We start from the raw sequence: 13,368 nt of genomic DNA, 5'->3' as shown, positions 1-13,368 counted from the left end.
AATGATGCGGGCGGCTGGTCGACGTGTCTGCGCGACTAAGCCAGCTCGGCTGGGTCAATATCGATGTGCCAGCTGACCTGCTGTTGGTCGCGCGGATAATGCTGGTGTAGCGGGGTTAGGCTCTGGTGCAGATGGCTGCGCTTGTCACTCTGCACGATGAGCATAAAGCGGTGTTTGCCGGCGCGCCGGGACAGTAGGGCGGGAATGGGCCCCAACACCCGAACTCGTTTCGTACTCAATAGATAATGCGCCATTTGCTGCAGGCGCGCCTCGGCTCGATCGGCGAAGGCGCTATCGCAGCGAATTACCGCCAGATAGCCAAAGGGCGGCAGGCCACTGCGTTGGCGCTCGGCCAGCAGGTCGTTGGCAAAGGTACGATAGTCATGCTGCTTGAGCGGCACAAAGATCGGATCGTCCGGGTAATAGGTCTGGATCAATACTTCGCCGCGCCGTTCGCCGCGCCCGGAGCGACCGGAGACCTGGGTTAAGAGTTGCCCCATGCGTTCCCGCGCGCGCAGATCGGCACTGAACAGTCCGATATCGATATCCCAAATGCCGACCAGTGTCACCCGCTCAAAATGGTGGCCTTTGGCCAGCATCTGGGTGCCGACGATGATCGCCGGACCGGGCAGGTCGGTGCGCTCCAGTTGGGCGACAAACTTGTGTCGAGTACTGGCGGCATCGCGATCGAAACGAATCACCGGAACCGCGGGAAAGAGTTCGCCGAGCAGTTCTTCGGCCCGCTCGGTGCCGGTGCCCATGGCCGATACCTGGTTGGAATGGCAGGTGGGGCAGCTCTTGCGCGGCGCCTCGCGATGGCCACAATGATGGCAAATGTTGCTATAGCCCTGGCGATGATGGGTTAGATGCGCATCGCAAAACACACAGTCGGCCATCCAGCCACAGTCAGCGCAAAACCAAGATGGCGCGTAGCCGCGCCGATTTAGGAACAGCAGCACCTGGTTGCCATCGGCCAGATGGTCGGCCACACGCATCAGGAGCCGTTCAGACAGCCCGTTCTGATGTTGCTGTTTGCGCATGTCGATGGTCTCCACGCCGGGCAGGGCCATCCCGCCGGCACGATGATTTAACAGCAGGTGGCCAAAGCGACCGGTTTGAGCGTTGTGTAAACTTTCCAATGACGGCGTTGCCGTACCCAGGATTATGGGAATGCCGGCATCGTGGGCACGTTTGAGCGCCACATCGCGCGCCTGATAGCGCAGGCTATCTTGCTGTTTATAGGACAGGTCGTGCTCTTCATCGACCACGATCAGTCCGAGATTGGGTAATGGAGTGAGCACTGCCGAGCGGGTGCCAATTACGATCGCGGCCTGTCCGAGGCTGGCTTGCAGCCAAGCCGACAGGCGTTGCGCGTCGGACAGGCCAGAATGCAAGGCCACTACGCGATCCTGGAAACGACTTTGGAAGCGCTGAATGGTCTGCGGAGTCAGACCAATTTCCGGTACCAGTACCAAAGCGCGTTTGCCTTCCCGCAGGCAGCGTTCGATCGCCTGTAAATAGACTTCGGTCTTGCCGCTCCCAGTGACCCCTTCCAGCAGAAAGGGTGAATAGGGCTCGCGATTGACCGCATCGAGCGCCAGTTGCTGCTCATTATTGAGCTCAAGGGCCGGTTCAAACAAAGTGCCCGTAGGGGCTATGGGCTGGTCGTCCTGATGGATTTGGATCGTGATCAGGTCCTTCTTAACCAGACTGGTCAGTTGGCCGCGACTGAAGCCGCGCTCGCGCAGTGCGCGCACCGTACTGGTAGAAATGTCTTGCAGCAAGGCGATCAACTGTTGTTGAGCCACTGAGCGTTTCAGTTGGTCGGGCAGGATCGCCACACCGGGGACCGTCAGGGTGACCCATTCCTCGACCGGCAACTCGGCGCCGCCGCCTTTGCGCAACAGGGCAGGCAGAGCAAGCAGAAAGCCGCTGCTGAATTCATGCAGGTAATAGCGCCCCAACCACGCCGCCAGCGCCAAGATGTCGGCCGGCAGCAAGGCGCCTGGGTCGAGTACGGCGCCGATGGGCTTGAGCCTTTCAATGGGATAGTCCGCGCCATCGGGCCCGGGCGCGACGGTCACTCCGACCACGCTCCGGCGACCTAGGGGGACCAGGCAACGCGCGCCGAGTGCAACCGGGCTGTGATGGCAGTAACCGAGCGGTCCACTGAAGGGGCCGGGTATGGCGACATGGATTCTATAGGGCGGAATCTTTATTTGGCTTGTCAAATGATTGGACTCTGGTAGTATTGCGCTCCCTTTTTGGGGGCTGGTCTAATGACCATTGTGCCCCTAAAGTTTATGTTCCGTCAAAGCGCGGTGCCCGGCAACGACCAGGTAGCGGCGTAAATTGAGGTATTAGTTATGCAAGATAATATGCACCCTAAATATGAAGCCCTTACTGCAACTTGTTCGTGCGGTAATGTTATTGCCACCCAGTCAACTCGTGTTGGTGCCATGCACTTAGACGTATGTTCCGCTTGCCACCCTTTCTACACGGGTAAGCAGAAGAATGTTGATATCGGCGGTCGAATTGACAAGTTCAACACCCGTTTCGGCGGACGTAAAATCGGTAAGTGATCCGTCACATCGATTGTTAGAAGAAGCCCGGTTTATACTGGGTTTTTTTTATGCGGGCAATTTCTGCTCCGGCCCGTCCTTTAGGGTCTTTGGGCATCTTCAAACGCCGCCGATGGCACGATAATTGGTGCTTGGTAAAATGATACTAAGCTTAGGTTGAGCGCGGGGCAGCGCGGCGTTATGCTAGCGCCACCGAAAACACCAATAACAACAGGAAGTATTCATGTCTGACAACTTCAAGCAAGACGCTCTCGATTATCATGCCAACCCCAAGCCCGGCAAGCTCAGCATCGAAATCAGCACCCCTGCAGAAACATCACGCGACCTGGCGTTAGCCTATAGCCCGGGTGTTGCCGAGCCAGTGCGCGCTATTGCCGCCAATCCAGATGATGCCTACAAGTACACCATTAAGGGTAATCTGGTCGCCGTTGTCTCCAATGGCAGCGCCATTTTGGGCTTGGGCAACCTGGGCAGTTTGGCCAGTAAGCCAGTTATGGAAGGTAAGGCATTGTTGTTTAAGCGCTTTGCCGCTATCGATTCAGTCGACATCGAGATCAATTCTGCCGATATCGACGAAATAGTACGCACTGTTGAGCTGATCGCCGATACCTTTGGTGGCATCAACTTGGAAGACATTAAGGCACCGGAGTGTTTCGAAATTGAACGCCGTCTGATCGAATCTTGCGATATTCCGATTATGCACGACGATCAACATGGTACCGCCATCGTGACCGTAGCCGGTATGTTGAATGCGCTGGAAATTCAGGGTAAAGACATCGCCACGGCGAAAATGGTTTGTCTAGGTGCCGGTGCGGCAGCCATCTCTTGTGCTCGCCTGCTGGTTGCGGCGGGTATGAACAAAGACAACGTAATAATGATTGATCGAACCGGGGTGATCTACACCGGTCGTGAAGGCGTCAACCAGTACAAAGCTGAGTTTGCCAATGACGTCACCGAAACACGCACACTGGCCGAAGCGATTGTTGGTGCCGACGTGTTCTTGGGCCTGTCGGGTGCGAACCAATTGTCGGTTGAAAACCTGCGTGCCATGGCCGCTAAGCCTGTCGTGTTTGCTTGCTCTAACCCGGACCCTGAAATTTCGCCGGAACTGGCGCGGGCCGAACGCAGCGATTTAATTATGGCCACCGGTCGCTCGGACTATCCAAACCAGGTCAATAATGTCTTGGGCTTCCCCTTTATCTTTCGCGGAGCCTTAGATGTTCGTGCTAGCAAGATTAACGAGGCGATGAAGTTGGCGGCGGCCTATGCCCTGCGTGATCTGGCCAAAGAGCCAGTATTGCAAGAAGTGGTTGATGCTTACGGCGGTGCAGCCTTTGTCTACGGTCAAGAGTATATTATTCCCAAGCCGTTGGACCCGCGCCTGTTAATTAGCGTGGCCGGTGCCGTAGCACGCGCCGCGGTGGATTCCGGGGTGGCGCGTCTGCCTTTGCCAGAGCATTACAAACTCTAGCATCGACCATCAGGCCTGCTCACCAGCAGGTCGCTGCCGCCAGAGAGTGTTTCTGGCGGCATCTTTGCATCATATGAGTCCACTGAAGCGAGATAAACACACGCTCATTAACCCTGCTAAGGGTATGTTCGTAGGTGTAACGCTGACCTGACGGCGCCCATATTTCCAGAAAGAGCTAATTTGATGTTAGGATAGTAAAAGAAGTATTATTTATTTGTTACTAATCAGACCCTGATTGAGTTCACTGAAAAACATGACAATGACAAACGATAACCCACTCGATGAATCGACAATGGCTTTTTGGCTAACCCATCCGGACCCGACCCAAGCGTCGGTTCACCTGGCATTACAGTGGTTAGCTCATGTTTATCCTGCGAGTGAGAAACAAATCGATCGAATCCTTAATTCAGCGCTGCCCTATGCGGACAGCGCCCTGTCTGCGCGCTGGGCGCAGTTTCTTGAACAGCAAGACGTGGAAGGTCACATAGATGCCCTGACATGGATCGCGGACACTCTGTCCGAACAACAGATCCCCTTTTTGATCGATACGTGCTGGCGTTTGCTCTTGGTCGACCATGAATTCCCCACTCAGGTGCCATTGGCCTTGCGGATTATCGGCCGGATAGTCGACTTTGAGGACAGCCAGCAAATGGTTATTGGCGCTGCTGTATTTAACGAATATGCAGAGGACGATCTAGAGCGCCCCCGGGCACCCTTGGTGCCCATTGATCCGCGTTATCTTGACCGGGTCGAGTGGCGACTCTATGGCCACAGTGCGACGCACCGGCGTACATCCTATCCGGTTGTGAACCAGGCTGACAAAAATCGTGGCGGCCTCTATGGCTTTATTGGCGGCACCGTCTTTGGTGCCCTACTGGTCGGTGGTCTGGTTTTTGGGCCGCTGCAGCTGGGTCGTTTACAGGTCCCTACCATGTCGCATGATGGGTTGTTGGCCGACGCTCAGCCGGCGTCAAGTGCCCCAGCTCCGGTTGAGATGGTGAGTCCAAAGCTAGTCACCACCCCAGAACCGGTCTACAGTGCTATTTTGCCTGCCGATATGGCGAGCCCAGCGGCAGTCGCTACCGAGTCCGCCCCTGCCGACATACCGACGGCACCGATTGGTTTGACTAATATTGCATCGGCGCCCATTGAGCAGGAGCCCACGGCACCGACAGAAATGCGTGCCGAACGGGTGGGCGATGTTGTGGCGCCTGGCGAAGCGGTGCTTGAGCCGGTGACCATGGTGGTCGTTGAATCGCCAGCGCCAGCGCCACCGCCAGCGCCACCGGTTATCGAGGCAATACCCTTGGCCGTGACGGAACAGCTTGGCGTTGTTACCATCGACCCTTTGGCAGAACGCGCACGCTCAGCAGTCACACCATCGGCCCAGTGGCTCGGCAGTCGAGTCTTGATGGAAGTCACCGCGACGATCCTGAACGTTCGCCGTGAGCCATTGGTCGACAGCCCGGTGCTGATCAAGTTAGCAACCAACGCACGGGTTTGGGCCTATCCGGGTCAAGTGGGTGGGCAATGGATGGCGGTCAAGGTTGAGGGCGAAACCGGTTATGCCAGCGCCCGATTCTTAGCGGAAGTGGACTTGCCATAAGCTACTCTGGTAATTCGAGTGCCAGGTTCAGTTCGCTTAACTGGCTTAGAGCTCTCGCTCGATAGCGCTGCCGAACCTGGCTGCCGGCGGGTTTGGTTAGGTAGTAAGCGATCAATTGGGCTTTTTCAGCCGGCACCGCCAATTCATCCAGCCGCACCAATAAGCGATCCTCGGCATCGAAATCTGGCGGCGGTAAACTGACCACCTCCTTTAGCTCCAGACTCTCACCTCGAACCAAGCGTTCAATCAACTTCTGATACTGACGGGCAAAGATTGGTCGCGTGGTGCGTTCTGTTTCTGAGCGCAGCCTAAAGTAGCCGACCTGCTGCGCGGCCAGTTGCACAATAAGATGACTCCAACCATGATTCGATGGATCATGACTGAAACGGCACCCTTCCAAATAGGCGTCTTCTAGGGCTGGTAAGCCTAGTGTCTCGGGTGAGGGTTGCAGTAGTTTCAAAAATTCGGCGATGGTCGGTGGCCAAGCATGCTCACGTTTGCAGCGTTCCAGGGCAAACTCAATCAGATTCGCCGAGGTACCCAGTAGCGTCATGGCCCATTCGCGTTTGGCCTGATTTAGCGTAGTTTCGTCCCGGTAGGCACTTTCGAAGCGATGGGTGTAAATATGGTGGAAGCGGGCAAAAATCATATTGATTAACACCTTGGTGTCGTGATCAATGCTTGGCCGCTTACCAGTCAGTATCCCGGATATTTCGGAGGGCATCTCGGACCTGGGTGCGCTTGTCTCGAGCAGGCTCTGCAGACTCACCATTTGTCGCTTGTTGTCGGTCATGTCTACCCTTGGAATTGAGTGAGTCGTGCCAGGATCGCTGAACCCAGTTCAGGAAGCGAACATCCCAACTGATTTCGGTTCGGTCTGTGGCTGTGTAATACTGCCGGAATTTCGCCAATTCGGAAAGGGCAAATTCCATTGGAATATCGTGGAAGGCGAGCAGTTTTGGAAAGCTGTCACTCGGCTCCCAATCTTGGCCGAGCCGGCTCTTGCGAGCTCGGCCGGCTGGCGTTGCCGGTGGATCGTTTTTTAGATAGGCCAGCTCTTCGTCGAATTGATTGCGCTGGCGTGTCTCATTTATAGGTTCGCTTAGGGCGTAGACCGGCACTGGCTCGCTGCGCAACGCCGGCCGGCTCGCCTGGATCGTGGGCTCCGCCGGCGCCATGACCTGGAGCTTAGCTGCGTTATCGAATAGGGCGGTATCGCAGACAATGGTCCAAGGCCCCTCACCCCTGACCTGGACCAGCCCGAGCGCCCTGAGGCGCTTAAGCACGAGGCTGAATTGACTGGCGGTCCAGAACGGCACCAATGTTTGCTGTTGTTGCCGACTTAACGGGACTTCGGCGCTGCCCTGCAGTTGTTGCAGATCAAACAGCAGCTGCACCAAAAGAGCCTCTTCCAGGCCGAGAGTTTGGGCCAAAAGAGGTGACACCAGCAACATTTTTTCCAAGAGTATCACAGCCTTTTGTCGGTTTAGCGGAGTCTAAACGAAGTTAAATACAGCCGGTTATTATATCACAGGGTCAGGCATCGAGTGAGTTTGTATCGTCGTTTGAACGCTGACATTTTTGCCGCGGCGGCCTTGGTATTGCCGTCAGCGGCTGCAAAGTGAGGCAGGGACGCCAGAAGAGGCTGGTAAGTTGGGCCGGGCTTAGTTAGCCTGTCGCTTTTGATCTGCAGACGCATCAACAGGAGACGCGTGACCATGGCCGATGTGATTGAGGTGCGGTCCTTAACAAAAACCTATGGCTCTCTGCTGGCCGTCGACGGTATCAGCTTTGCCATCGCCGAAGGCAGTTGCTTTGGTCTGCTCGGTCCCAATGGCGCCGGTAAAACCACGACCATCGAGATGCTTGAGGGTATCGTTAAGCCCACATCGGGTCTGATTAGCCTCTTTGGCCAGCCGGCCAGCAAGGCGCTCTATAGTCGTGTGGGTATTCAATTCCAGCATACGGCCTTGCAGGATCATCTCACCGTGGCCGAAACCCTGCAGCTCTTTGCATCCTTTTATGAACAGCCGGCCGCCATCGCAGAACTGGTCGAGCTGTGTGCTCTGGGTGAGTTTATCCGCCAGGACGCGCGCAAATTGTCGGGCGGCCAGCGGCAGCGGATGTTGCTCGCGTTAGCGTTGATCAACAATCCCGATCTGGTGTTTCTCGATGAACCGACTACCGGTCTGGACCCTCAGGCACGGCGTAATTTTTGGGACCTGATCGGTGCCATCAAGGCGCAGGGGAAAACCATCGTCCTGACGACTCACTATATGGATGAGGCGCAGATGTTATGCGATACCATTGCCATTCTCGATCAGGGTCAGATAGTCGCGCGCGGCTCCCCCAGCAGTCTGTTGGCCGAGCATTTTCAGGGCGTGCTGGTGCAATTGCCCAAGGCCAATCTGGTCGGCAAGGCGGTTGATCTGGCCTTTGTGGAACGCAATCAGCACATCGAGTTACTCACGGAACAGCTCGATAAGACGCTACAACAGTTGCTTGCTCAGGGTATCCCTTTAGATGGTATGCAGATCAAGAGTGCTAACCTGGATGATCTGTTTCTCAAACTAACCGGCCATGCGCTACGGGGGTAGGCACTATGAAACGTATGCTGGCTGTTTTTCGGGCCCGAAACACCGAGTTCTTTCGCGATCGCAGTACCTTTACCTGGAATCTGTTATTTCCATTTCTGCTCTTGCTCGGCTTCTACTATATTTTTGGCCAAGCACAACCCATGTATAAGGTTGGGGTCCTGTCGGAACAGGATGGCTACATCAGTCGCCCAGTCTTTATGGCCACCAAACACATTCAATTTATTCCCTATGGCGACCTCGAGCGCGGCTTGGCCCCCTTAGCCCGCCATCAGATCGATCTGCTGATCGATATTGATCGAGCGCAATACTGGGTCAATGAGGAGAGTCGAAAGGGCTATATGGCTGAACAGATCTTGGCGGTCAGGGATCCGGATTTTAACCGCACGGTGATTCGGGGCAGCGCCATTCGTTATGTCGATTGGGTCTTGCCCGGCATTATCGGCATGAATATTATGTTTAGTGCCCTCTTTGGTGTCGGTTACGCCATCGTTCGCTATCGTAAAAATGGGGTGCTCAAGCGGTTGAATGCGACGCCGTTGACCGCCTTGGAATTTATCGGCGGTCAGCTGATGTCGCGCATTGTGATGGTGGTGATTGTCGGTCTGGTACTCTTGCTGGGCGCGCGTTTTTTGCTCTCGACCTTGATGCTCGGCAGCCTGGCCTTGCTAGTATTGACCATGTTTATGGGGGCTTTGGCGTTGGTCAGTCTAGGGTTGCTGGTTGCCGCCCGCCTGCGCAGTGAGGAATTTACCGGCGGGTTATTGAATATGACCACTTGGCCGATGATGGGCTTATCCGAGGTCTGGTTTTCACTGGAGGGCGCTCCGCACCTGGTGCATCAGATTTCCCAGCTGATGCCTCTGACCCATCTGGTCCAAGCACTGCGGGCGATCATGGTCGATGGCGCCGGCTTTGTCGCCATCAGCGATCATCTGGCGGTTCTAGCGCTGATGTCGGCGATCTTTCTGGCCATCGGTTCGATGACCTTTAGCTGGGCTGCCGACGGCCGCTAGCGCGTCGGGCGCCCTAATTAAAGGCCTTCTTCGATGGTCAAGGGCGGTGTGATGATATCCGGCGTCGGCTCGCCACCTTGGGCCTCATAGCGTTTTAGGGCGTCCAGGCATAGATCGTAGCCGCGTTCGATATTTTTGTCCGCAAGATGGTAATCGAATAGGCCGCCGCAATCGTAGGGCACTTCGACCAAAATATCGGGAATATTGGCCGCCAACTTCATCTGGGCGATGGTGTTTTGCATTGTTTCGATACTGCGGTTGAGCAGTTCCAACGTGCTGTATTCGTTCGCACGTCGACTCTCTGGTTCCACAGCATCCTCGCTTTTCCAACGATCGATAAACCGGCCGATGGCCCGTTGCACGCCGCGCTGCGATACCTGATCGAGCGCGATATGCGGCTCGCGCGACTGGCTAACCATATTGAAGGGTGTTCGTTTGGCATTCAGATTGACTGCGATGGTCAGATCCGTGACCTGCTGCATGGCTGCCGACACCGGAACCGGATTGAGCACGCCACCGTCGACCAGCCACATATCGCGATAGTTGTGCGGTTTAAAGACCGAGGGGATCGCAATAGAGCCTCGAATGGCCTCGAATAGGCTGCCGTCGGTAAACCAGACTTCCTTCTGGCGATCCAAATCCACCGCGACAACGGTTAATTTGATGGTCAGGTCCTCGATGACCTGATCTTTGACCAGCGAGCTGAGCGCATCCATCAGCTTAACGCCTTTAAAGAAGCCTCCACCGGTAAAGCTGAGATCGAGCAGGCCTAACACATCCTTGCGCTCCAAGGCGGTAACCCAGCTTTGCAGCCGATCCAGCTGCCCCGCCGCATAGAAGCCACCGACCAGCGCACCGATGCTGGCGCCGGCAATGTTTTCGATCTGATAGCCCTGATCTTCCAAACATCGAATCACGCCGATGTGGGCCATGCCACGGGCGCCGCCGCTGCCGAGAACCAAAGACACGGTTTTTGCTGCCATCTGTAACTCCTTAAGGGGGATCGTACCAGGCGAGTGGCCATTGGCGGCCGAACGCGCAGCCGCTGAGCAGGGCATGGGTAAGGCCTAGTTGACCGCTGAACCCAGTTCCCACATCGGCAAAAAGACGCCCAGTGCCAAAATCAGGACCATAGCGCCCATAAACATCAATAACAAGGGTTCGATCGATTCGGCCATGCGTTTTAAATCGTATTCTACTTCTTGGTCATAGAAGTCGGCGATGTCGACCAACAGATCGGAGACATTACCGGTCTCCTCGCCGACGGCAATCATTTGCAGAATCAGCGGATTGAACATCCCGCTGCTCGATGCCGTCGCCAAGAGCGACTCGCCCCGCTCGATGCCATTCTGCATGCCGTCAATGCCCTTGCCTATATGCTCATTGCCAACGGTGCGGGCGGTCACTGCTAGGGCCTGCAGCAAGGGTACGCCGGCCTCGAGCATCATCGCGAAGGGTCGGGCGAAGCGGCCCAGAGCGACCCGTTCGAAGATGCCGCCAAGAATCGGTACCTTTAACACCCATCGGTCCCAGGTGAGGAGCCCAGATGGGGTTTTTTTCCAACGCACCAGGGCAATAATACTGCCGGCGAGCACGCCCAAGATGGCCCACCAGTAAGCGATCATAAAGTTTGAACTGGCGATGAGCAGCAGCGTCGGCGCGGGCAGGTCGGCACCGAGCTTGCTGAAAATACTGGCAAACTGTGGCACCACAAAAATATTAATAATAAATAGTGCAATCAGGATAAAGACGGTAACGATCATCGGGTATCGGGTCGCGGCGACGATCTTTTTACGGGTGTCCTTTTCCAGTTCCAGATGATCGATCAACTGCTTAAAGGCGGAGTCGAGTCGACCGGTGGTTTCACCCATGCGAATCATCGACACAAAGAGCTCCCCGAACACCTCCGGATGGCCGCGAAAGGCGTTTGACATGGTGGTGCCCTGGGTTAGGCTGCGGGTGATATCGCGCAGCACCCGGGCCAGCACCGGCGAACGGGTAGCATCGGCCAAGCCGCTGATCGCCCGGATCAACGGAATGCCCGAGCGTGCCAAGGCATACATTTGCCGACTGAACATGATCAGTTCGTCGATCGAGACGGTAGTGGGTTGAAAGAGCCTTGATAGGCTCGCCCAAAGCGTGCTCAGCGACAGACCGGTGCCCTTGAGTTGGCCACTAGCCGGTTCGACTCGGGTGGCGATCAGGCTTTGACGCTTCAGTTGCGCCAACACCGCGCTGCGCGACTCAGCGCTTAGGATGCCCTCTACCTGGGCGCCCTGGCCGTCGCGGCCTTGATAATAGAAGTCAGCCATCGAGCTCGGCCCCCATATGGGCCACAGCCATATTGGGTCGATCGCCCTCGAAGTCATCGAGATCGATCGAAATGCGGAACACCTCATCCAGATGGGTGATGCCCGCCTGCGCGTATTCCAGGGCCAACTCTTCCATCGTCTTAAAGTTGGGATTGTTCCGCGCTGCATCGATAAAGGCATTGTGATTTTGATCGCGCAGAGCCATCAACAGCGCGTCATCTAACTCTAACCATTCATAGACGGCGATCCGGCCGGTATAGCCGGTATTATTGCAGTGGTAGCAACCCTCGCCGCGATGGAACTGGCCATTGGCAAATTTGCCGCCGAGCATATTGCGTAACCATAGCTGTTGGCGCGAATCGGGTTGGTGCGGTACTCGGCACTCCAAGCAGATTCGGCGCAACAGTCGCTGGGCCAAAATTCCGCGCAGTGCGGTGGCCACCATATAGGCTTGCACGCCCATATCGGCCAGGCGTATGGCACTGGAGACCGCATCGTTGGTGTGTAGGGTACTCATCACCAGGTGACCGGTCATCGCCGCTCGAACGCCAATGGCGACGGTTTCCTGGTCACGCATTTCACCGATCAAGACGATATCGGGATCTTGGCGCAGGGCCGTGCGCAAGATATGGGCAAAGGTCAGATTGATCTTGGTGTTGACCTGTACCTGATTGATACGACTCAAGCGATACTCGATCGGATCCTCTGCGGTGATGATCTTCCGACTGGGCGTATTCAGCGTCGACAGGGCCGAGTAGAGGGTGGTGGTCTTGCCACTGCCGGTCGGGCCGGTAACCAGTATCAAGCCGTGGGGTCGTTCAATCATGATTTCAAAGCGTTTGCGAATATCCTCTGGCATACCGAGCGCCTCTAAGCTCAAAATGCCGGACGACTGATCGAGTAACCGCATCACCACCGACTCGCCAAACTGTACCGGCATGGTCGAGATGCGGATATCGACCGAACGATTGCGCACTCGGACATTGAAGCGGCCATCTTGCGGCAGGCGACGTTCGGCGATATCCAGATTGGACATGATTTTCAAACGCATCACCAGGGCCGACGCGACGCGTTTTTCCTTAATCACCTGCTCTTGCAGAACGCCATCGACGCGCATGCGGATTCGAAATACGTTCTCGTCCGGTTCGATGTGAATATCCGATGCTTTAATGGTCACCGCATCTTCCAGCACCGACTGCAGCAAGCGCACCACCGGGGCATCCTGCAGGTCGCTGTCATCGGCCAGACCGGCTAGGTCGAAGTCGGAGTGGGACAGCTCACTGTCGAGTTCACCGGCCAATGATTCGATTGCGCTGGTGTTGCGATAGACAATGTCGAGCGTCGCCAAGAGTTCCGATTCGCGTACGATTGCCGGGTAAATGGTTTTGTTAAGGGCCTTTTCCACCGCGTCCATGGCCATCAGGTCGAGCGGGTCGGCCATGGCCAGCTGCAGGCCGTCCTGGTGCTCGGCTAAAATTAAGCAGCGAAAGCGGCGCGCAACGGACTCATCGAGTGCCAGCATCAGCTTGCTGTCGAGCTGAAATTGGCGCAATTCAATAAAGGGAATCTTGAGATGTTCAGACAGGATCGAGAGCAGTTGCAGTTCTTGAATTAGGCCCATATCGAGCAGCACCCGGCCGATTTTCTTGCCAGTGATTTTTTGCTCCTGCAGAGCCAAACCCAGTTGCCCGGAAGTGATCGCACCGGCCTCGACGAGTAGGTCGCCGAGTCGAATTCTTGCCCCTTTGGTGGCCGATGAGGCTGCTTGCGTCGTCATCTTAGGATCT

Annotated in this window: 11 protein-coding genes; 5 read left to right on the top strand and 6 right to left on the bottom strand. The window is 56.0% G+C overall.

The window, feature by feature from the left end; all coding sequences use genetic code 11:
- Positions 1-35: 35 nt before the first annotated feature.
- The gene (locus tag REIFOR_RS14170) at positions 36-2,231 is read right to left on the bottom strand and encodes a primosomal protein N' (protein WP_158524396.1); all 2,196 of its coding nucleotides are present in this window, start codon (positions 2,229-2,231) and stop codon (positions 36-38) included.
- A gap of 135 nt (positions 2,232-2,366) precedes the next feature.
- On the opposite strand from REIFOR_RS14170, the gene rpmE reads away from it, so the two are divergent.
- The 3 genes from rpmE to REIFOR_RS14155 all read left to right on the top strand — a co-directional run bounded on the left by rpmE (position 2,367) and on the right by REIFOR_RS14155 (position 5,659).
- Positions 2,367-2,582, top strand: a complete 216-nt coding sequence (rpmE, locus tag REIFOR_RS14165; protein WP_100258187.1) for a 50S ribosomal protein L31 — start codon at positions 2,367-2,369, stop codon at positions 2,580-2,582.
- Positions 2,583-2,805: 223 nt separating this feature from the next.
- Positions 2,806-4,053, top strand: a complete 1,248-nt coding sequence (locus REIFOR_RS14160) for a malic enzyme-like NAD(P)-binding protein (RefSeq protein ID WP_100258186.1) — start codon at positions 2,806-2,808, stop codon at positions 4,051-4,053.
- 259 nt (positions 4,054-4,312) lie between these two features.
- Positions 4,313-5,659 (top strand): SH3 domain-containing protein, encoded by a 1,347-nt coding sequence (locus REIFOR_RS14155; protein ID WP_100258185.1) that lies wholly within the window; start codon positions 4,313-4,315, stop codon positions 5,657-5,659.
- A gap of 1 nt (position 5,660) precedes the next feature.
- On the opposite strand, the gene REIFOR_RS14150 is transcribed toward REIFOR_RS14155, so the two are convergent.
- Both REIFOR_RS14150 and REIFOR_RS14145 read right to left on the bottom strand, forming a co-directional pair.
- Complete coding sequence (locus REIFOR_RS14150; RefSeq protein ID WP_145980304.1) at positions 5,661-6,452, bottom strand: replication protein P; 792 nt, start codon at positions 6,450-6,452, stop codon at positions 5,661-5,663.
- Positions 6,349-7,113, bottom strand: a complete 765-nt coding sequence (locus REIFOR_RS14145) for a DnaT-like ssDNA-binding domain-containing protein (protein ID WP_100258183.1) — start codon at positions 7,111-7,113, stop codon at positions 6,349-6,351. Before REIFOR_RS14145 ends, REIFOR_RS14150 begins: the two co-directional genes overlap by 104 nt.
- 264 nt (positions 7,114-7,377) lie before the next feature.
- Here REIFOR_RS14145 and REIFOR_RS14135 point away from each other — a divergent pair, with 264 nt between their 5' ends.
- Positions 7,378-8,256 (top strand): ABC transporter ATP-binding protein, encoded by an 879-nt coding sequence (locus REIFOR_RS14135; RefSeq protein ID WP_100258181.1) that lies wholly within the window; start codon positions 7,378-7,380, stop codon positions 8,254-8,256.
- 5 nt (positions 8,257-8,261) lie between these two features.
- Positions 8,262-9,269 (top strand): ABC transporter permease, encoded by a 1,008-nt coding sequence (locus tag REIFOR_RS14130; protein ID WP_100258180.1) that lies wholly within the window; start codon positions 8,262-8,264, stop codon positions 9,267-9,269.
- Between the two features lie 17 nt (positions 9,270-9,286).
- On the opposite strand, the gene REIFOR_RS14125 is transcribed toward REIFOR_RS14130, so the two are convergent.
- The 3 genes from REIFOR_RS14125 to REIFOR_RS14115 all read right to left on the bottom strand — a co-directional run bounded on the left by REIFOR_RS14125 (position 9,287) and on the right by REIFOR_RS14115 (position 13,358).
- On the bottom strand, positions 9,287-10,252 hold the full coding sequence (locus REIFOR_RS14125) for a patatin-like phospholipase family protein (protein WP_100258179.1): 966 nt from the start codon (positions 10,250-10,252) through the stop codon (positions 9,287-9,289).
- A gap of 84 nt (positions 10,253-10,336) precedes the next feature.
- Positions 10,337-11,581, bottom strand: a complete 1,245-nt coding sequence (locus REIFOR_RS14120) for a type II secretion system F family protein (RefSeq protein WP_100258178.1) — start codon at positions 11,579-11,581, stop codon at positions 10,337-10,339.
- A complete protein-coding gene (locus REIFOR_RS14115; RefSeq protein WP_100258177.1) occupies positions 11,574-13,358 on the bottom strand; it encodes a GspE/PulE family protein in 1,785 nt (594 codons plus the stop codon). The genes REIFOR_RS14120 and REIFOR_RS14115 overlap by 8 nt, the downstream gene beginning before the upstream one ends.
- Between the last annotated feature and the right edge of the window lie 10 nt (positions 13,359-13,368).

It is taken from the genome of Reinekea forsetii (assembly GCF_002795845.1).
GTDB lineage: Bacteria > Pseudomonadota > Gammaproteobacteria > Pseudomonadales > Natronospirillaceae > Reinekea > Reinekea forsetii.
Note: the sequence above shows the minus strand (reverse complement) of the source record. Positions and strands in the feature narration are given on the sequence as shown.